This window comes from Brachybacterium sp. YJGR34, assembly GCF_003347015.1.
Lineage (GTDB): Bacteria > Actinomycetota > Actinomycetes > Actinomycetales > Dermabacteraceae > Brachybacterium.
Genome location: NZ_PNFB01000005.1, coordinates 1 through 18,816, shown reverse-complemented (window position 1 = coordinate 18,816; position 18,816 = coordinate 1). Strand labels below are relative to the sequence as shown.

General features: G+C 73.5%; 20 protein-coding genes. 16 read left to right on the top strand and 4 right to left on the bottom strand.

Features of this window, described 5'->3' with window-relative positions:
- The first annotated feature begins 62 nt into the window (after positions 1–62).
- The 3 genes from CXH06_RS06285 (at position 63) to CXH06_RS06275 (ending at position 2,965) form a co-directional block, all read left to right on the top strand.
- Complete coding sequence (locus tag CXH06_RS06285) at positions 63–1,718, top strand: amidohydrolase family protein (RefSeq protein ID WP_114854316.1); 1,656 nt, start codon at positions 63–65, stop codon at positions 1,716–1,718.
- Positions 1,715–2,101 (top strand): RidA family protein, encoded by a 387-nt coding sequence (locus tag CXH06_RS06280; protein ID WP_114854315.1) that lies wholly within the window; start codon positions 1,715–1,717, stop codon positions 2,099–2,101. The genes CXH06_RS06285 and CXH06_RS06280 overlap by 4 nt, the downstream gene beginning before the upstream one ends.
- A 120-nt stretch (positions 2,102–2,221) precedes the next feature.
- A complete protein-coding gene (locus tag CXH06_RS06275) occupies positions 2,222–2,965 on the top strand; it encodes a GolD/DthD family dehydrogenase (protein ID WP_114854314.1) in 744 nt (247 codons plus the stop codon).
- A gap of 24 nt (positions 2,966–2,989) precedes the next feature.
- Here CXH06_RS06275 and CXH06_RS06270 read toward each other — a convergent pair whose 3' ends face one another.
- Positions 2,990–3,343 (bottom strand): YidH family protein, encoded by a 354-nt coding sequence (locus CXH06_RS06270; RefSeq protein ID WP_114854313.1) that lies wholly within the window; start codon positions 3,341–3,343, stop codon positions 2,990–2,992.
- On the bottom strand, positions 3,340–3,702 hold the full coding sequence (locus CXH06_RS06265) for a YidH family protein (protein ID WP_114854312.1): 363 nt from the start codon (positions 3,700–3,702) through the stop codon (positions 3,340–3,342). Before CXH06_RS06265 ends, CXH06_RS06270 begins: the two co-directional genes overlap by 4 nt.
- Positions 3,703–3,901: 199 nt before the next feature.
- On the opposite strand from CXH06_RS06265, the gene CXH06_RS06260 reads away from it, so the two are divergent.
- The 4 genes from CXH06_RS06260 to CXH06_RS06245 are packed head-to-tail and all read left to right on the top strand — an operon-like array spanning position 3,902 to position 8,180.
- Positions 3,902–5,053 carry a type III polyketide synthase gene (locus CXH06_RS06260; protein ID WP_114854311.1) on the top strand — a complete coding sequence of 384 codons (1,152 nt, stop codon included), beginning with the start codon at positions 3,902–3,904 and terminating at the stop codon, positions 5,051–5,053.
- Complete coding sequence (locus tag CXH06_RS06255; protein WP_114854310.1) at positions 5,050–5,763, top strand: class I SAM-dependent methyltransferase; 714 nt, start codon at positions 5,050–5,052, stop codon at positions 5,761–5,763. Before CXH06_RS06260 ends, CXH06_RS06255 begins: the two co-directional genes overlap by 4 nt.
- Positions 5,760–7,091 (top strand): NAD(P)/FAD-dependent oxidoreductase, encoded by a 1,332-nt coding sequence (locus CXH06_RS06250; RefSeq protein ID WP_114854309.1) that lies wholly within the window; start codon positions 5,760–5,762, stop codon positions 7,089–7,091. The genes CXH06_RS06255 and CXH06_RS06250 overlap by 4 nt, the downstream gene beginning before the upstream one ends.
- 42 nt (positions 7,092–7,133) lie before the next feature.
- Positions 7,134–8,180, top strand: coding sequence for a homocysteine S-methyltransferase family protein (locus CXH06_RS06245; RefSeq protein ID WP_114854308.1), 1,047 nt, complete (start codon positions 7,134–7,136; stop codon positions 8,178–8,180).
- Between the two features lie 10 nt (positions 8,181–8,190).
- Here CXH06_RS06245 and CXH06_RS06240 read toward each other — a convergent pair whose 3' ends face one another.
- A complete protein-coding gene (locus CXH06_RS06240; RefSeq protein WP_232820227.1) occupies positions 8,191–9,279 on the bottom strand; it encodes an aromatic acid exporter family protein in 1,089 nt (362 codons plus the stop codon).
- A 44-nt stretch (positions 9,280–9,323) separates the two neighbouring features.
- Positions 9,324–9,911, bottom strand: a complete 588-nt coding sequence (locus CXH06_RS06235) for a MarR family winged helix-turn-helix transcriptional regulator (RefSeq protein ID WP_114854306.1) — start codon at positions 9,909–9,911, stop codon at positions 9,324–9,326.
- A 54-nt stretch (positions 9,912–9,965) separates the two neighbouring features.
- On the opposite strand from CXH06_RS06235, the gene idi reads away from it, so the two are divergent.
- The 9 genes from idi to CXH06_RS06190 are packed head-to-tail and all read left to right on the top strand — an operon-like array spanning position 9,966 to position 18,189.
- Positions 9,966–10,562, top strand: coding sequence for an isopentenyl-diphosphate Delta-isomerase (idi, locus tag CXH06_RS06230; protein WP_114854305.1), 597 nt, complete (start codon positions 9,966–9,968; stop codon positions 10,560–10,562).
- Complete coding sequence (locus tag CXH06_RS06225; RefSeq protein ID WP_232820226.1) at positions 10,559–11,704, top strand: polyprenyl synthetase family protein; 1,146 nt, start codon at positions 10,559–10,561, stop codon at positions 11,702–11,704. The genes idi and CXH06_RS06225 overlap by 4 nt, the downstream gene beginning before the upstream one ends.
- Positions 11,701–13,266 carry an SDR family oxidoreductase gene (locus tag CXH06_RS06220; protein WP_114854304.1) on the top strand — a complete coding sequence of 522 codons (1,566 nt, stop codon included), beginning with the start codon at positions 11,701–11,703 and terminating at the stop codon, positions 13,264–13,266. Before CXH06_RS06225 ends, CXH06_RS06220 begins: the two co-directional genes overlap by 4 nt.
- Positions 13,263–14,054, top strand: a complete 792-nt coding sequence (locus CXH06_RS06215; protein ID WP_114854303.1) for a tryptophan-rich sensory protein — start codon at positions 13,263–13,265, stop codon at positions 14,052–14,054. Before CXH06_RS06220 ends, CXH06_RS06215 begins: the two co-directional genes overlap by 4 nt.
- The gene (locus CXH06_RS06210; RefSeq protein ID WP_114854302.1) at positions 14,051–14,914 is read left to right on the top strand and encodes a phytoene/squalene synthase family protein; all 864 of its coding nucleotides are present in this window, start codon (positions 14,051–14,053) and stop codon (positions 14,912–14,914) included. Before CXH06_RS06215 ends, CXH06_RS06210 begins: the two co-directional genes overlap by 4 nt.
- An 8-nt stretch (positions 14,915–14,922) precedes the next feature.
- Positions 14,923–16,575: a phytoene desaturase family protein gene (crtI, locus tag CXH06_RS06205; protein ID WP_114854301.1), complete on the top strand. Its 1,653-nt coding sequence runs from the start codon at positions 14,923–14,925 to the stop codon at positions 16,573–16,575.
- On the top strand, positions 16,572–16,997 hold the full coding sequence (locus tag CXH06_RS06200) for a lycopene cyclase domain-containing protein (RefSeq protein ID WP_114854300.1): 426 nt from the start codon (positions 16,572–16,574) through the stop codon (positions 16,995–16,997). Before crtI ends, CXH06_RS06200 begins: the two co-directional genes overlap by 4 nt.
- The gene (locus CXH06_RS06195; protein WP_114854299.1) at positions 16,994–17,305 is read left to right on the top strand and encodes a lycopene cyclase domain-containing protein; all 312 of its coding nucleotides are present in this window, start codon (positions 16,994–16,996) and stop codon (positions 17,303–17,305) included. The genes CXH06_RS06200 and CXH06_RS06195 overlap by 4 nt, the downstream gene beginning before the upstream one ends.
- A complete protein-coding gene (locus CXH06_RS06190; protein WP_114854298.1) occupies positions 17,305–18,189 on the top strand; it encodes a prenyltransferase in 885 nt (294 codons plus the stop codon). Before CXH06_RS06195 ends, CXH06_RS06190 begins: the two co-directional genes overlap by 1 nt.
- Positions 18,190–18,816 lie beyond the last annotated feature (627 nt).

The window sequence follows — 18,816 nt, the reverse complement described above, 5'->3', positions numbered from 1 at the left end:
TCGCCGTCCACCTCGCGGCGCCGCGGCGTCGCGAGGTGCGCGGGTCTGCGAAGATCGTCCTCATGTCACTGCTGATCCGCGGAGGAATCGTCGTCGACGGAGACGGCCTCGCCCGCGCCGACGTCCTCCTCGAGGACGAGCGCATCCTCGCCGTCGGCGATCTCCCGCCCGCGCAGACCGCCGGAGCGCGCATCCTCGAGGCCGACGGGCGACTGGTCGTCCCCGGATTCGTCGACGCGCACTCCCATGCCGAGGGCGCGATCTTCGACGAGGAGGTGCAGCAGGCCCTGCTGCGACAGGGGATCACCTCGGTCATCGGCGGCCAGGACGGCGTTTCCTACGCGCCCGGGGACGGGGCCCACGCCTCCGAGTACTTCGCCGCGATCAACGGCCCGCATCCCGCCTATCGCGGGTCGCGGGTCGCGGACCTGCTGGCGAGCTACGACGGGCGGATCCCGCTGAACGTCGCCTACCTGGTGCCCGCCGGGACCGTGCGCCACGAGGTGATGGGCCCCGCGGACGCTCCCGCCGATGCGACGCAGCGCGACCGGATGGCGGCGCTCGTCGCCGAGGGTCTGGCCGACGGCGCCGTCGGGCTCTCCACGGGGCTCGACTACACCCCGGGGCTGTTCGCGGACGCCGAGGAGATCGCGGCGCTGTGCGCACCCCTGGCCGGCACCGACCTGCCGTACGTGACCCATATGCGCGGCGGCTACGAGGACAACTCGCAGGTGGGCATCGAGGAGGTCGCCCGGATCGGCGATAGCGCCGGGGTCCCCGTGCACATCTCCCACTTCCACACCCGGGCCGAGGAGGCCCGGCGCCTGATGGCCCTGCTCGAGGAGCGAGGCGTCGAGGCGAGCTTCGACGCCTATCCGTACACCCGCGGCTGCTCGCTCCTGGCCATGTCGCTGCTGCCCCCGGCGCTGAACGCCCTGGCGCCCGAGGAGGCCGCGGCCCGCCTGCGGGACGGCGGCGAGCGCGAGCGTCTGCGACGGGAGTGGTTCCCGCGGGTGGATCGCTACGCGAGCCTGGGCCCCGCCTGGCCGGAGCTGATGACGATCGGCCACACCCCCGCTCCCGAGTTCGCGGACGCCCATGGGCTGACCCTCGCCGAGCTCGCCCGGCGGCGCGGCACGGACCCGATCGACGCCGCCCTGGACCTGCTGTCCGCCTCCCGCCTCGCGGTGAACGTGGTGATGGCCGTCCCCCATCAGCGGAGCGTCGAGGACCTGGGCCGGCTGATCGCCCACCCCCGACACCTCGGCGGATCCGACGGGATCTTCATCGGGGCGCACCCTCATCCGCGCGCCCGCGGCACCTTCGCCTCCTATCTCGCGACCTTCGTGCGCGAGCGGGGAGACCTCGACTGGCCCGCGGCGGTGCGCCACCTCTCGACCGGGCCGGTGGACCGCTTCCGACTCGGCGCCCGCGGACGCCTCCGCCCCGGCCATCTCGCCGACCTCGCCCTCGTCGATCCCGAGGCGGTGCGCGACATGGCCACGTACGACGACCCCACCGCCTTCGCCGTCGGCATCGACGACGTGCTCGTCGGCGGCCGTCCAGTCCTCGCCGGTGGCCAGCTCACCGGCGACCGTCCCGGCGGCGGCCTGCGAGCCGCCCCGGCGACGCCGCAGGGCCTCGGTCCTGCCGCCTCGCGGGGCGACCGCTCCGCGGCGCCTCCGTCCGTCCGCTCACCACAACAGGGAGAACGATGAGCACCGTGAAGAAGGAAGCCCTCGCCACCACGAACGCCCCGCAGCCCGCCGGGCCCTACAGCCAGGCGATCGTCAGCGGCGATCTGCTGTTCACCGCCGGTTTCGGCCCGCAGGACCCCGCCACCGGCGAGGTCGCCGAGTCCGTCGGCGAGCAGACCCGGCAGGTCCTGCGCAACATCCAGGCGGTGCTCGCCGAGCGCGGAGCGACCCTCGACGACGCGCTGAAGACGACCGTGCACCTCGCGGACCTCGCCGACTTCCAGGAGTTCAACGCCGCCTACCGGGAGTTCTTCTCGGAGCCGTTCCCGGTGCGCACCACCGTCGGCTCGCAGCTGGCGAACATCCTGGTCGAGATCGACCTGGTGGCCCGCCTCCAGGACTGATCCCGCCGCCGGCCGGGCGCCCGCGCAGGGCGCCCGGCGGCATCGACCGCGGCGCCCTCGTTAGGGTGGAGGGGACAGCACCCCGGGCACCCCGTGCCCCCTCCCGACCAGGAGCTCCCCATGTCGCATGATCTCTCCGGACGCCTCGCGATCGTCACCGGTGCCGCCTCCGGCATCGGCCATGCCATCGCCGCCCATCTCGCCGAGCGCGGCGCCCGGATCGCCGGGGTGGACCTCTCCGAGGAGGTGACCGGCGCGATGGCGGCCCTGCCCGGTCAGGGGCACGCCGGGTACGTCGCGGACATCGCGGATCCCGCGCTCGTGGCCGAGCTCGTCGAGCGGGTCGTCGCGGAGCAGGAGATCCCCTACGCGCTGGTCAACTGCGCCGGGCTGGGGCTGATGGCTCCCGCGGAGGAGCTCAGCGCGGCTCAGTGGCAGAAGACCCTCGACGTGAACCTCTCCGGGAGCTTCTACCTCGCCCAGGCCGCCGGGCGGCACATGCTCGCCGCCGGCACCGGCCGCATCATCACGATCGCCTCGCAGGCCGCGGAGATCGGCCTGCCCGAGCACGCCGCGTACTCGGCGAGCAAGGCCGGGGTCCTGGGCTTCACGCGGGTCCTCGCCGTGGAGTGGGCGCGCCGCGGGGTCACCGTGAACACCGTCTCCCCCACCATCGTGGACACCGCCCTGGCCCGGGACGTCTGGGCCGGCGAGAAGGGCGAGCGCGCCATGGCGGAGATCCCCGCGGGCCGCTTCGCCACCCCGCAGGAGGTCGCCGCGCTGGTGGCCTTCCTCGCGAGCGACGGCGCCGCGATGATCACCGGCGAGGACGTGCGCGTGGACGGCGGCCGCTCGGTCATCTGAGCGCGGCGTCGTCCGCGCCCCGTCTCAGCCGAGCTCCCGCACCGCCCCGGAGACGAGGTAGTACAGGCACAGCACGCCCAGGCACAGCACGGAGGCGGTCGCGAGGATCATCGGCAGTCCGCCCCGACCCAGGGCATCGGACTCGTGCAGGGCCCGATGGGCCCGGGAGTAGCCGGTGGCGGCGACGACGTAGGCGAGGACGGCGAGGCCCGCGCACACGACGCCGACGATCACCGCGGGCAGGCCGAGCGTCGGCAGCGCCACCCGCATCCCGACCAGGCTCGCCACGGCGAAGGACAGACAGGTGCGGCGCCAGGCCAGCAGCGTGCGCTCGGGCTGCAGCCCGTCGTCGTAGACGCCCTCGTGGACCTGGCTCATGCGAACAGCCCGATGGTCACCAGGGCGGCGCCGACGATCAGCCCCACCACGAGCACTCCGCCGACGGCCAGGCCCGGCAGCGGCCGCGCCAGGCGCAGGGACTTCTCCGTCGAGCGCCACCGCACCCAGGCCTGGACCGCGGCGAGGGTGCCGAGCAGCACGAACACCGCGGCGGCGCTGAGCCGCCATCCGGTGGCCTCCGGCAGGGCCAGCGCCTCGAGCGCGAACGCTCCGGCGTACATGGCCAGCGCGGTGCGCAGCCAGGCCAGGAACGTCCGTTCGTTGGCGAGGCTGAAGCGGGGATCGGGCTCATTCCCGTGCTGGTAGACGCTGCGGGGGAAACGGCGATCGGTGCTCATGCATGTCCTGTCGACGAGAGGGCGAACGGGGCGGCGCACGGCCGATTATCCCCAGTCCGGGCGCACCGGGTCCAGATGAGCGCCGGGACACCCCCTCCCTCGTCCCCGGACCGCTCGGTCGCCGCGCCGGCCCTGCCCGGAAAGGGATCGGGGCGCCCCAGGGGTTGCCCCGGGCGGCGCCCTGTCATGACCATGAGACATGACTGTCACTCTCCGGTCCCTGGACGTCGCCGTCCCCGCCACCGAGCTCCCCCAGGAGGCGGTGCGTGATGTCCTGGCCGCGCAGCCCGATCTCAGCCGGCTCGGACAGCGCCTGGTCGCGACCTCGTTCAACTCCTCCGGGATCGAACGGCGCTACAGCGCGCTGGACGAATGGGACGGCCCGCCGGCCGAGGGCGAGCCGGTCTTCTTCGACGCCGAGACGAGGCGCTTCCTGAACCCCACCACCGGGGTGCGCAACGCGATCTTCGCCCGGGAGGCCACGGAGCTCTACACGCGCGTCGCCGCGGGCGCCCTCGAGGGCGCGGAAGGGATCGAGGCGGCCGACGTCACCCACGTCATCACCGTCTCCTGCACCGGCTTCTTCGCCCCGGGCCCCGACTACCGGATCGTGCGCTCCCTGGGCCTGAACCCCTCGGTCCAGCGCTACCACCTGGGCTTCATGGGCTGCTACGCCGCGCTGCCCGCCCTGCGCCAGGCCCAGACCATCTGCCGCGCCGATCCCCAGGCCGTGGTGCTCGTGGCGACCGTGGAGCTGTGCACCCTGCACGTGCGGACCTCGAACGACCCGGACACCATCGTCGGCTCCTCCCTGTTCGCCGACGGCGCCGCCGGCGCGATCATCACCGGCCGGGACCTGCCCTCCTCCACCCCCGTGCTGCAGCTGGACCACTTCGAGACGGTGCTGACTCCCGTCGGCGAGGAGGCGATGGCTTGGAACATCGGCGACAACGGCTTCGAGATGGTGCTGGGCACCTACGTCCCCCACATCATCGACGAGCACATCGTCGACGCGCTGGCCCCGCTGCTCGCCCACGAGCCCACGCTGGAGGGGATCCCCTACCGCGAGATCGAGCAGTGGGCCATCCACCCCGGGGGCCGCAGCATCCTGGACAAGGTGGAGGCCAAGCTCGCGCTCGAGGAATCCCAGCTGGTCCCCGCCCGCGAGACGCTGCGCGACTTCGGGAACATGTCCAGCGCCACCGTGATGTTCGTGCTCGAGAAGATCCTGCGCACCGCGGAGCCCGGCACGAGCGAGCGCGTGTGCTCCATGGCCTTCGGCCCCGGGCTGACGGTGGAGACCGCGCTGCTGACCGTCCACGGCGCCCCCGCCTCCGCGACCGGCTCGTGATCGTGCCGGACCTCGCCGCGCGGGACCGGCACGCCACCGAGGAGATGGACGACCCGCACTGCGATCCGCGCCGCCTCGAGCGCACCTACGCCCGTTTCCGCGTGGTCAACGCGGTGGTGGCCGGGTGGCATGCCACCTACCGCCGGCACCTGCGGCCGCATCTGCGCGAGCGCGGCCCCTCGACCCTGCTGGACGTGGGCAGCGGGGGCGGCGACCTGGCCCGGTCCCTCGCCCGCTGGGCCCGCCGAGACGGCCTGGATCTGCGCGTCACCGGCATCGACCCCGATCCACGGGCGCACGCCTGGGCGCGGTCCCGGCCGCCGGTCGCGGGGGTGCGCTTCCGCCGGGCCACCTCCGCGGATCTGGTGGCCGAGGGAGCGCGCTTCGACCTGGTGATCTCCAACCATCTGCTGCACCATCTCGCCCCGGCGCAGCTCGAGGGCCTGCTGGCCGATTCCGCGCGGCTGGCCGGCGCCGCCGTGGTCCACAGCGACATCCAGCGGGATCGGCTGGGCTACGCCCTGTTCGCGCTGGGCGCCGCTCCGCTGTCCCCCGGCTCCTTCATCCGCACCGACGGGCTGACCTCGATCCGGCGCAGCTACACCGCGCCCGAGCTGGCCCGGAGCGTTCCTGCGACCTGGTCGGTGAGCGCGCCGGCCCGATGGCGCCTGCTGCTCACCCGGGACCTCACCGGGGCCGGGGCACGATGACCGCCGCGCACGGGGCCGGAACACCGTCGGCGCACGAGGCGCCGTCCCCCTGCGGGGTGCTGGTCGTCGGCGGCGGGCCGACGGGCCTGTTCCTCGCCTGCCTGCTCGCGACGGGCGGGGTGGATGTGCAGGTCCTCGAGCGCCGCACCGTCCCGAGGGACCAGTCGCGCGCCATCGGCCTGCACCCGCCGGCCCTGGAGGCGCTGGCGGCGGTGGGGCTGGACGCGGCGGCCGTGGCCGCCGGGACGAGGATCCGGCGCGGTCGTGCACGGAGCCGGGGGCGAGAGCTGGGCACGCTGCGCTTCGCCCGGGCCTGGCCGCAGCGCCCCTACGTGCTGTCGCTGCCGCAGAGCCGCACCGAGGCCCTGCTCGAACGGCGCCTGGCCGAGCTCGCACCCGGTGCTCTGCATCGCGGATGGGAGGTGACGGGCCTGCAGGAGGAGGCGCAGGGGGTGGCGATCACCGCGCAGCGCGCCGAGGGCACGCCGGCGACCGGCCCGGCACCCCCGCGGCGCGCCGCCGTGGTGGTGGGGGCCGACGGCTCTCGCAGCGGCGTGCGCCGCCTGCTGGGGATCCCCACCACCGGCGGCGAGGGTCCGGACACCTATCTCATGGGAGATCTCGCCGACCCCGGCGCACCGGGTGAGCGCTCCGCGGATCGCGAGGCGATCATCCACCTCGAGCCCGACGGCGTCGTCGAGTCCTTCCCCCTGCCGGATCACCGGCGGCGCTGGGTGGTGCACACGGGGACGACCCCGCCCGTCCAACCCACCGCGAGGACTCTGACGGACCTGGTCCGCGCGCGCACCGGGGTGAGCCTCGAGGCGGCGACGTGCAGCATGCTCAGCGTCTTCACCGTGCGGCGACGCACCGCACGGACGATGCTGAGCGGGCGCTGCCTGCTGGTGGGCGATGCCGTGCACGAGATCAGCCCGATCGGGGGTCAGGGCATCACCCTGGGGTGGCTCGACGCCCTCGAGCTCGCGCCCCTGCTGCAGAGCGCGGCCGAGGGGGAGAGCCGCGGGCCGCTGAACGAGGACCCCGCCTGGCAGCGCGCCGAGCGCCGGATCCGCCGTCGCGCCCGCCGCGCCGGGCACCTGGCACAGGCGAACACGGTGCTGGGGCGTCCGCTCCCGCCGACCGTCGCGGCGCTGCGCGAGGTCGCGGTGGGGATCGCCCTGCGCTCCCCGCTGCGGGAGGTGATGGCCTGGGCGTACTCGATGGGGTGGACCCGGGCCCGCCGAGCGTCCCTCACGCGTGGACCGGGAGCGGACCGCGCCGCGTTCACACTCCGCCACGGAGGCGGTACCGCCGCGCCGGAGAGCTAGTCTCGGCCGGGACGGCCCCTCGACCGACCACGGAGTGCCCCCATGCCCCAGAACATCCTCACCGAGCGCCTCGACGCCGGCCCCGTCCTCTGCGCGGAGGGCTTCCTCTTCGAGCTCGAGCGCCGCGGGTATCTCACCGCGGGCGAGTTCGTCCCCGAGGTCGCCCTCGACCACCCGGAGGCGCTGCGCGGCCTGCACGTGGACTTCCAGCGCGCCGGCTCCGACGTGGTGGAGGCGTTCACCTACAACGGCCATCGCGAGAAGATGCGCGTGATCGGCAAGGAGGACCTGCTGGAGCCGCTGAACCGCTCCGCGCTGCGCATCGCCCGCGAGGTCGCCGACGACGTCCCCGGGAACCTCATGGCCGGCAACATCTCGAACTCGAACATCTGGGATCCGGCCGATCCCGCCCGCCAGGCGGAGGTGCGCGGCATGTTCGAGGAGATGGTGGGCTGGGCCGTCGAGGAGGGTGCGGACCTCATCGTCGGCGAGACCTTCTACTACGCCGGGGAGGCGCTCGCGGCGCTCGAGGTCGCCGCCTCCTCCGGGCTGCCGGTGGTCCTCACGCTCGCCCCGATGGCCTTCCAGGAGATGGCCGACGGGGTCGGCATCGTCGAGACGGCCCAGCGCCTCGAGCAGGGCGGCGCCGACGTGGTGGGGCTGAACTGCTTCCGCGGCCCGGCGACGATGATGCCCTGGCTGCGGCAGATCCGCGAGGCGGTGTCGTGCCACGTGGGCGCGCTGCCGGTCCCCTACCGGACCACGGAGGAGGAGCCGACGTTCTTCAACCTCTCCGATGACGCCGCCGCCGTCCCGTCCCCGCACGGGCGCACCTTCCCCACCGCTCTGGATCCGCTGTTCACCAACCGCTACGAGATCCGGGACTTCGCCGCGGAGGCCTTCGCCCTGGGCGTGAACTACCTGGGGGTGTGCTGCGGCGCCGCCCCGATCCACCTCCGGGAGGTGGCCGAGGCCGTGGGCCGCACCCCGGAGGCGAGCCGCTACTCGGAGAACATGGCCAATCACTTCATGTACGGCAGCAACGAGCGCCTGGCCCCGAACGTCGTGGAGCTGGGCGAGCGCGCCTGAGCTCGCGCGGTCAGCTCGCCGGGTTCGTCCGCTCCTCCTCGCGGGCCGCCCGGGCCGAGGCCACGTCGTCGACGATCACCGCGATATGGCGCGTGCTGGCCAGCAGCGAGCCGTAGAGCGGCCACGCCCTTGCCGGCAGCGCACCGTTCGACGAGATCTCGGCGGCGAGCTCATCGAGCCGGTCGGCGATGGGCTCGACCTCCGCGTCCGGGTCCTCGAGCGCGTGACCGGTGTCCCGCAGGATCGCGACCCACCGCTGGCGGAAGTCCTCGCCCCACGCTGTCTCCGCGGAGGAGACCTCGTCCGCGGAGGCGGCCTCCCGCAAGGTGCGCGCGAGATGCCGCAGGTGGGAGACGCCCTCGTCGACACGTCCGAGGATCTCCTCGTAGGACGCGGAGCTGTCGACGGCCGGGCGCCCCCGGCGCAGTCGCCGTCGCGGGTTGCCGCGCTCGCTCTCGCGCGCGACGCGCACGGTCTGCCAGGCGGCGTCGAGCTCGTCCCGCATCCTGCCGGTCTCGGCGAACCATGCCTCCGCCCGGCCGTCGTCCCAGGAGGTGCCGAACTCGTCGGCCATCTCGGTCAGCACGGCCCCCATCCGCCGATTGATGCTGTCCACCGTCTGCGCTGCCTGCCGGTCACGCAGCGGGGGGACGACCACCAGGTTCACGGCGACGCCCACCCCGACCCCCAGCGCCACCTCGAGGATCCGATCCTCCAGCAGCGGGGCCTGCTCACCGAAGCCGCTGCCGAGCACGAAGATCGCCGTGGTCGCGACCGCGACCCCCTCCTCCCGGATGCCGGGGATCTTCGCCACCAGCAGACCGACGAGCAGGGCCAGCGCGAAGCTCCACAGGTGCACGCCCAGCAGCGCGCCGACGAGGAACGACAGCCCCACCCCGAGCGCCGAGGCCACGGTGGTCTGCAGACCGTGGCGCACCGAGCGGTAGACGGTGGCGTGCACGGTCAGCAGCGCCACCCACGGCGCGAGGAAGGGCAGCTGCGAGTCCAGGATGGCGATCGACAGCCACCAGGCGAGGGTGGCGGCGGCCACGCTCTTGAGCATCTGCAGAGCGCCGGTGAGCACATCCGGCGAGCGCACCGCAGCGAGCAGACCCCGGGGAGCGCGCCGAGAAGGAGCCGTCATCATCGCGCAGCTCGCCGGTCCTGACCCACGTGCGGCGTGAGCTGCTCCGGCACCGACTCCGTGTCCAGATGCTCGGCCATGGCCCGGAGGAAGTCGACGGCGTCCTGCCGCGACGCCTCGGGCACCGACCGCGCGATCTCCAGCATCCGCTCGTGCATCCGGGTCAGGCGCTCGCGCACCTGGGCGTGGGCGTGATCGGTGGCCACGATGATCCGCGAGCGGCCGTCCCGCGGATGCGGGACGCGGGCCAGGTGCCCGGAGGCGGTGAGCCGGTCCAGCAGTTTCGTGGTGGAGGCCCCGGAGATCCGGAGGTGCTGGGCCAGACCGAGCGGAGTGACCGGCTCCTCGGCGACCTCGTGCGCGATGACGAACCGCAGAGCGGCCAGATCGGTGACGTTCATGTCCATCCCGGCACTCATGCGCCGGCGCAGGTCCGTGTCCGCCGCGCGGAATCCTCGCAGCGCGGAGAGCAGCTGCACCGCGGAGTCCGCGTCCGCATACCAGTAGGAGCCGCCCGGCTCCTCGGTGGAGGGCCCGGCGGCGCCGTCGGTCGCCCCCGTGCCCCTGCCCCGCGACTCGTCATGCATGCCTGGATGCTACAGTCCACTTAACTAGACAGGCTAAGTAGTTCAGGAGGGGCGATGCCCGACGCCGCCATCAGCGACCATGTCCTCCTGGTGCACGCCGACGGACAGGTGCGGGGGCGAGCCCCGCGCGCCTCCGTCCACACCACCGACACCCCGCTGCACCTGGGATTCTCCTGCTACGTCCTCCACGAGGACGGATCGGTGCTGGTGACCCGGCGAGCACTGACCAAGCGCACCTGGCCGGGCGTGTGGACCAACTCCTTCTGCGGCCATCCTCGCCAGGGCGAGGCGCTGTCCGAGGCGGTGACCCGCCACGCGCGCCACGAGCTGGGGATGGAGGTCCAGGCCCTCCGCCCTGCGCTGCCCGACTTCCGCTATCGCGCGGTCGACGCCTCCGGCGTGGTCGAGAACGAGATCTGCCCGGTCTTCGTCGCCGAGGCCGCGAGCGCCCCCGTCCCCCGCCCGTCGGAGGTGATGGAGCTGCGGTGGGTCCGCCCCGAGCACCTCATCCACCTGGCGGAGCTGGCTCCCTGGACCCTCAGCCCATGGGCCGTGCGCCAGATCCCCGCGCTGCGCGCCCACCTGGCTCCCGCCGCCCCGCCCGCCGACGCGGGTGCGCTCCGCTCCGCCGCTCTCGGGAGCACTCCATGAGCGCCCGGGATCTCCTCGTGAGTGAAGAGGACCGTCGGGCGATCGACCGGGAGCTCGGGCTGCTGCTGAGCGGCGGTGCCACGACGCCCGGCATCCTCCCGCTCGAGGACCATGGCGCGCTGTGGTCCGCCCTCGCCCGCTCGGCCGAGGGCGGCAAGCGGTTCCGACCCGCCCTGCTGATCGCCGCGCACCACGCCCTCGGAGGAGTTCGGCACAACGCAGCGTTCCAGGTGGGCGCGGCGATCGAGCTCCTCCACACCGCGTTCGTGGTCCAGGACGACGTCATCGACGGCGACCGGATGCGCCGCGGCGTGCCGAACCTCTCCGGCGCCTTCGCCCAGCGCGCCCGGTGCCACGGCGCCTCCCCGGCCGGCGCCGAGCGCTACGGCGAGGCGGCGGGGATCCTCGCCGGCGATCTGGGACTGCTGGCCGCCGCACGCGCCATCGTCCGCTGCCAGGCCCCGCCGCCCGTGGTGGACCGGCTCCTGGACCTGCTCGAGACCACCGTCCACGCCTCGGCGGCCGGTGAGCTCGCGGACGTGCGCCTGCAGCTGGACCTCACGCCCTCCTCCGCACCGCTGCGCGACGCTCTCCGGGTCGCCGAGCTCAAGACCGCCGTGTACTCCTTCCAGCTCCCCCTCCACGCCGGCGCGCTGCTCGCCGACGCCTCGGAGGAGGTGCTCACCGCGCTCGACGAGATCGGTGGCCTGCTCGGCATCGGCTTCCAGCTGTTCGACGACCTGCTGGGGATCTTCGGGGACGAGCAGCGCACCGGCAAGAGCGCCCTCGGAGACCTGCGGGAGGGAAAGCGCACGGTGCTGCTCGCCCACGCCTCCAGCACGCCCGTCTGGCCGCGGCTGCGACCGCTCATCGGTCGGGCGGACCTCGACGCGGTGGGGGCGCGCCGTGCCCGCGACCTGCTGGTCGAGAGCGGCTCGCGGGCCTGGACAGAGGACCTGGGATGCTGGCATCTCCGCAGCGCGATCGAGGCCGCCACCCGTCATCGGCTCCCCCCTGCCCTGACGCAGGCGCTGACCGCCACCACCACGGAGATCCTGGCCGTTGCCGAGTCCGCCCTGTCCCCGGCCCCGGAGGCGGCCCCCGCCGCCCCGGAACCCGATCGAGCAGGTCAGCTCGCATGAGTCCGGCGACCCGCACCTCATCGCACTCCGACGACCGGGCGCGCGAGTCCGCCCGCGTGCTCGTCACCGGCGCCACCGGGTACATCGGCGGTCGGTTGATCCCGGAGCTGTTGGCGGCCGGGCTGCCGGTGCGCGCCATGGCTCGGCGCGCCGATGGGCTCGACGCACGCCCCTGGCGCGAGGACATCGAGGTCGTCGAGGCGGATGTGGAGGAGGCGGCGAGCCTGGAGCGGGCGCTGGCCGGCATCGACGTCGCCTACTACCTGATCCACGGGATGGGAGGCGGCCGACGCTTCGCCGCGCGCGACCGTCGCGGCGCGCTCGCCTTCGCCCGGGCGGCGGAGAGGGCCGGGGTGCGCCGGATCGTCTACCTCGGCGGTCTCCACCCCGAGGACGAGGAGCTCTCCGCGCACATGGCCTCCCGCCAGGAGGTCGCCGACATCCTGCTGGCGTCCACCGTGCCCACCGTGGTGCTCCGGGCCGCGGTGATCCTCGGCTCCGGCAGCGCCTCCTTCGAGATCATGCGCCATCTCGCCGAGCGGCTCCCGGTGATGATCGCTCCGCGCTGGATCCACAACCGCCTGCAGCCGATCGCCGTGCGCGACGTGCTGCACTACCTGGTCGGCGCCGCCGGGCTCGAGGGCGATCAGGACCGCACCCTCGACATCGCCGGGCCGGATGTCATCACCTACGCCGGGCTCCTGCGCGCCTACGCGCGCGTCGCCGGGCTGCGCCCCCGCCGGATCCTCGCCGTTCCGGTGCTCACCCCGCGGCTCGCGAGCCTCTGGATCGGGCTGGTCACGCCCGTCCCGACCGGTATCGCACGTCCCCTCGTGGAGTCGCTGATCCACGAGTCCGTCGCCCGGGACGACACGGTCCGCTCCCTGATCCCCGACCCCGCCGGCGGCCTGACCGGTGCGGATCGCGCCATCGAGCTCGCCCTGACCAGGCTGCGGGACCTCGACGTCCCCACCGCCTGGCATTCCGCGCTCCCGGCCCGCGCCCCGTCCGCCCCGCTGCCGGAGGATCCCGAGTGGGCCGGCGGCATCACGCGGCTCGACACCCGCAGCCGTCACGTCGACGCCTCCCCGGCGACCGTCTGGTCGGTCATCGAAGGGATCGGCGGCACGAACGGCTGGTACTCCTGGCGGCTCGGTTGGAGGGTTCGCGGCCTCCTCGATCGCCTCGTCGGCGGACCGGGCCTGCGCCGCGGCCGGCGTCACCCGCACCGCCTCAGCGTGGGCGAGGCGGTGGACTGGTGGCGCGTGGAACGGCTGGAGCCGGGCCGGCTGCTGCGGCTGCGCGCGGAGATGCGCGTGCCCGGACGGGCCTGGCTGGAGCTGCGGGTGGAGGAGGCCGGTGACGGCGGCTCCGTGCTGCACCAGCGGGCGGTCTTCCACCCCCGGGGTCTGGCCGGGGATCTGTACTGGTGGGCAGTATGGCCGTTCCACGGGGTCGTCTTCGGCGGCATGCAGCGCAATATCGCCCGCTCGGCGGAGACGGCCGCACCGGCCGTGCGCCCTCGCCGCGGCGGCATCGACGCGACCCAGGAGGACTCATGAGCACCGACCGCACCACCCCCACCGCCCTTCTGCGTCACCTCGCGGTGTCCCTCGCCTTCGTGCTGGCGATGGTCGGCACCGCGATCGGCGTGGGGGCCTTCGGCGGGGTCTCGATCTCCGAGGCCGCCGGGGGCCTGCTCTCCGCCGACGCCACCCATCTCGCCCCGGCTGGATCCGCCTTCTCGATCTGGTCCCTCATCTACCTCGGGCTCGGCGCCTACGCGCTGTGGCAGTGGTGGGATGCGGACGACGAGCGCCGCATCGCCGGGCACGCGATCGCCTCCTTGCTGCTGAACGCCGCCTGGATCCTCGTGGTCCAGGCCGGCTGGGTGTGGCTCAGCGTGCTGGTCATCCTGGCCCTGCTCGCCGTCCTGGCCGACCTGTTCCGGCGCCTCGCCGCCCGCCCCGCCCGGGGGCTCCTCGAGAAGGTCGTCGTCGACGGCACCTTCGGGGTGTACCTGGGCTGGGTGAGCGTCGCGACCTGCGCGAACGTCGCCGCGGCCCTGTTCGGCGCCGGGTTCACCGGGTTCGGCGTCCCGGCGCTGTTCGCGGTCCTCGTGCTGGCGGTCGTGGCGGTGATCGGGATCGCGCTCATCGTCGCGGGCCGCCATCCGATCGCGGCACCGCTGGCGATGATCTGGGGGCTCGGGTGGATCGCGGTCGGCCGCTGGACCGATGCTCCCTCCTCGCCCGTCACCGCCGTCGCCGCCGTGGTCGCGGCCGTGCTCATCGCCCTCGCCGCGATCACCGCTCAGGCGCGCCGCGCCCAGCGCGGAGAGCCCCGATGAACGCGCTCGCGGCCGAGGATCCGGCGCCGCTCTACGACCGGGTCGCCCAGCGCAGCGCGGGCTGTGTCATCGCCGGCTACTCCACGTCCTTCGGCTGGGCCTCGCGGTTTCTGGAGGAGCCGGTACGCACCCACGTACGGAACCTCTATGCGCTGGTGAGGATCGCCGACGAGGTCGTGGACGACCCCGATCCCTGCCTGCCCGACGCCGAGCGGGCCCGGCTGCTGGACGAGCTCGAGGTGGAGACCGGCCGGGCGCTGCGCACCGGGCGCAGCACCAACCTGGTGGTGCACTCCTTCGGCCTCACCGCGCGCCGGTTCGGCATCGGCCCCGAGCTCATCGACCCGTTCTTCGCCGCGATGCGAGCGGACCTCACGATCTCCGCGCACGATGCCGAGAGCCTGCAGACCTACGTCCACGGCTCCGCCGAAGTGGTGGGCTTGATGTGCCTGCGCGTGTTCGTCGGCGGCGACGAGGTGACCTACCAGCGGCTGCGGGAGCCCGCACGGTGCCTCGGAGCCGCCTTCCAGAAGGTCAACTTCCTGCGCGACCTGGCCGAGGACCGCGACCGTCTGGGCCGCTCGTACGTCCCCGGGATCGACCCCGCGGCCATCACGGACGCACAGCGCGACCTGCTGCTGGATGCGATCGATGCGGATCTGCGCCGTGCGGCCGAGGCGATCCCCCAGCTGCCGCCGAGCAGCCGCCGCGCAGTGGCCGCCGCCCACGGGCTGTACCTCGCGCTGTCTCGGCGGCTGCGAGCGACACCGGCGTCGGAGATCCTCCGCTCCCGGGTCCGGGTGCCCGACCACGAGAAGGCGCTGGTGCTCGCGCGCGCCCTGATCGGGGTCCACCCGTGAGCCCGGCGATGCGCCCGGCCGTCGACCCTGAGCGCCCGGAGGACGCCGCCCCGCGCTCCGTGGTGGTGATCGGCGGTGGCATCTCGGGGCTCGCGACCGCCGCGCTGCTGGCGCGGGACGGTCACCGGGTGGATCTGGTCGAGGCCCGTCCGGAGCTGGGCGGCCGGGCCGGGCGGTGGGAGCGGGACGGGTTCCGCTTCGACACCGGGCCGTCCTGGTACCTGATGCCCGAGGTGTTCGACCACTTCTTCCGCCTGCTGGGGACCTCCTCCGCGGAGCAGCTGGACCTGCGTCGGCTGGATCCCGGCTACCGGGTGTTCTTCGACGGTCATCGCGGACGGCCGCTGGACGTGCGGGCCTCCGCCGCACGCAATGCCGACGCCTTCGAGGCGATCGAGCCCGGCGCGGGCCTGCGACTCGCCCGGTACCTCGATTCCGCGCAGACCACGTACGACGTGGCGCTCGAACACTTCCTGTACACCTCCTTCACCTCGCTCCGCCCCTTCCTCGACCGCGAGCTGCTGGCCCGCGCGCCGCGTCTGCTCGCACTGCTCACCGAGTCGCTCGAGCACTTCGTGGGCCGCCGCTTCCGCGACCCGCGCCTGCGGCAGGTGCTGGGCTACCCGGCGGTCTTCCTCGGCTCCTCCCCGGACCGGACACCGAGCATGTATCACCTGATGAGCGCACTGGACCTGACAGGAGGCGTGCAGTACCCCGAGGGCGGCTTCGCTCGCGTCATCGACGTCATCGCGGGCCTCGCCGCAGAGCAGGGGGTGCGCCTGCACACCTCCACCCGGGCCACGCGGATCCTCACCGAGCCCACCCACCGCGCCGCGGGCCTCCTGCCAGGGCGGAGCACACACCGCGCCCGCACGACCGGGGTGGCCGTGCGCGGGTCCGACGACATCGAGCGCACGCTGGTGGCGGACACCGTCGTCGCGACCGCGGATCTCCATCGGGTCGAGACGACGATGCTCCCGCGCGAGCTGCAGACCTTCCCGGAGTCCTGGTGGACGCGACGCACCAGCGGGCCCGGGGCGGTGCTCGTGCTGCTGGGCGTGCGCGGCGAGCTCCCGCAGCTCGCGCACCACAGCCTGTTCTTCACCGCCGACTGGGACGAGAACTTCGGAGCGATCGCGGAGGGACGTGTCCCCTCCCCCGCGTCCCTGTACGTCTGCCGCCCCTCCGCCACCGATCCGGCCGTCGCACCGGCCGGGCACGAGAACCTGTTCGTGCTGGTCCCGGTCCCCTCGGATCCCGGCCTGGGCCGCGGCGGCCTGGACGGGGGCGGCGCCGCGCAGGTCGAACGGATCGCGGACGAGGCGATCGCGCGCATCGCCGCGGAGGCGGAGGTGCCGGACCTCGCCGAGCGCATCGTCGTGCGGCGCACCATCGGCCCGGCGGAGTTCCACGAGGACCTGGGGGCGTGGCGCGGCAGCATGCTGGGCCCCGCACACACCACGGGCCAGAGCGCCTTCTTCCGCGCCGGCAACGCCTCGCGCCACGTCGACGGCCTGCTCTATGCCGGCTCCAGCACGATCCCCGGGGTGGGTCTGCCGATGTGCGTGATCAGCGCGGAGCTGGTCGCCAAGCGACTGCGCGGCGATCGCTCGAGCGCTCCCCTCCCGGAGCCCGAGACGGACCCGGTGGTCGTGCCGTGACCTCGCTGCTGTACCTGATCTCCCTGCTGGTCTCCGCCGCGGGCATGGCTCTGGTGGATCGTCGCTTCAGGCTCGTGCTGTGGTGCGCTCCGCGGCGCGCCGTCCTCGTGCTCGCTCTGAGCGCGGGCTTCTTCCTGCTCTGGGATCTGGCGGCGATCTCCGCAGGCCACTACATGGCCGGCCGGAGCGAGGCGATGACCGGCATCATGCTGGCCCCCGAGCTGCCTCTCGAGGAGCTCGTGTTCGTCACCTTCCTCTCGTACACGACCCTGGTGCTGCGAGGACTGGCGGAGGAGGTGCTGCGACGGCGGTGCCCCGGGAGGGCAGACATCCGGCGGAGAGGATCCGACGCTGCGCCGCCCGCCGCACCGCTCGCGGATCGACACGGCCGACGCCCGATGGACCCGGAGACCGGACCATGACGTATGCCGCGCTGGCCACGCTGTTCCTGCTGCCACCCCTCCTGCTCATCGCGCTGGTCGCGGTCCTGCGCCGCCCCGGCCGACGCTGGTGGGCCGCCACCGCGCTGACCGTGGGCTCACTGACCGTGCTCACCCTGGTCTTCGACTCCCTGATGATCGCGGCAGACCTGTTCCGCTACGAGCCGTCACTGCTCAGCGGGGTCAGGATCGGGCTGGTCCCGGTCGAGGATCTGGCCTGGCCCGTCGCAGCCGGGCTCCTCCTGCCCGCGCTGTGGCTGCTGGCGACACCAGCCGAGAAGGAGCGATGATGACCGCTGTGGCCGATGCCCCCGGTATGGTGCGCCAGCTGGTGGGCTCCTCACGCCCGCTGAGCTGGATCAACACCGCCTACCCCTTCGCCGCGGCATGGTTGCTCGCCGGCGGAGGTCTGACCCCCACGTTGCTGGTGGGCACCCTGTTCTTCCTCATCCCGTACAACCTGCTGATGTACGGGGTCAATGACGTCTTCGACCATGAATCGGATCTGCGCAACCCGCGCAAGGGCGGGGTCGAGGGCGTGGTCCTGGACCGACGATGGCACGCGGTGACCCTGTGGGCGGCAGGGCTGCTCGCGCTCCCGTTCACGCTCGTCCTGGTGGTGCTCGGGAACTGGGCCTCCTCCCTCCTGATGGCTGTGGTGCTGGCGGCGGTGATCGGATACTCGGCGCCCCGGGTCCGTCTCAAGGAGCGTCCGGTGCTCGACTCGATCACCTCGGCGACGCACTTCGTGGGACCGGCCGCCGTGGGGCTCGCGCTCGTCGGTGCGCCGATCACCGTGACCTCGCTCGGGGCGCTGGGGGCGTTCTTCCTGTGGTCGATGGCCTCCCATGCCTTCGGTGCTGTGCAGGACATCGTGCCCGATCGCGCCGCCGGGATCGGCTCCGTCGCGACCGTGCTCGGGGCTCGTCGGACCGTCCGCCTGGCGATCGGGGCGTACGCCGCCGCGGGCCTGGTCATGCTCACGCTGCCGTGGCCGACTCTGCTCGGCGCCGTCCTGGTCGTCCCTTACATCGTCAGCATCTGGCCCTATCGCGGGCTCGATGACTCCGAGGCCGCGCGGTCACGGGACGGGTGGCGCCGATTCCTCGTCCTCAACCTCGTCAGCGGCTTCCTGTTGACACAGCTGCTGCTCTGGCACGCGCTGCTGGGATGAGCCCGGACCGGAGGCGGTGACCCGCCTCGCGCTGGAGCGGACCTGACCCGACCGCCCTCGAGCGCTGGCCGGCGACCACCTCGTCGGGATGCACCGCAGTTCCGGGGCGGAGCTTCCGTCACCGCGCTGCACCGTGCTGAACTGCTGCTGAGCTGAGCTCACCCGACAGCAGAGAGGTCTCGGTCCCAGCCCGGTGGCACCTGGAGCGGCCATCACCACCCTGTGCGGTGCTGTCCAGGTGGTGAGGGAGAGGTTCCCGTCCGGTGGGACGTCCAGCGACCTCGAGCGACCATTCACTCCTCACGCCCCAGCATCTCCGTGGCCGGCGGGCGGGGAAGCGAGCGCGGCAGTACCCGGAACAGCTCCAGCGCCCGCTCGCCGCAGCCGACCCCGGGCACCGAACCCCTGGCAGCGCACGCATCGCACCTCCGGCCAGCTCTACCGCCCACCCGGCCGCAGCCCGCGTGCCGACCTCCCGGGAACAAGCCCACGCCGGTGTCCGGGCATGAAAAAAGGGAGTGGAGGAGGCGAACACTCCCAGACAACCTGGGGGTTCAAGCACTCCTCCACTCCCGTGAAAGATGTCCGGCGGCGACCTACTCTCCCACACCCTCCCGAGTGCAGTAC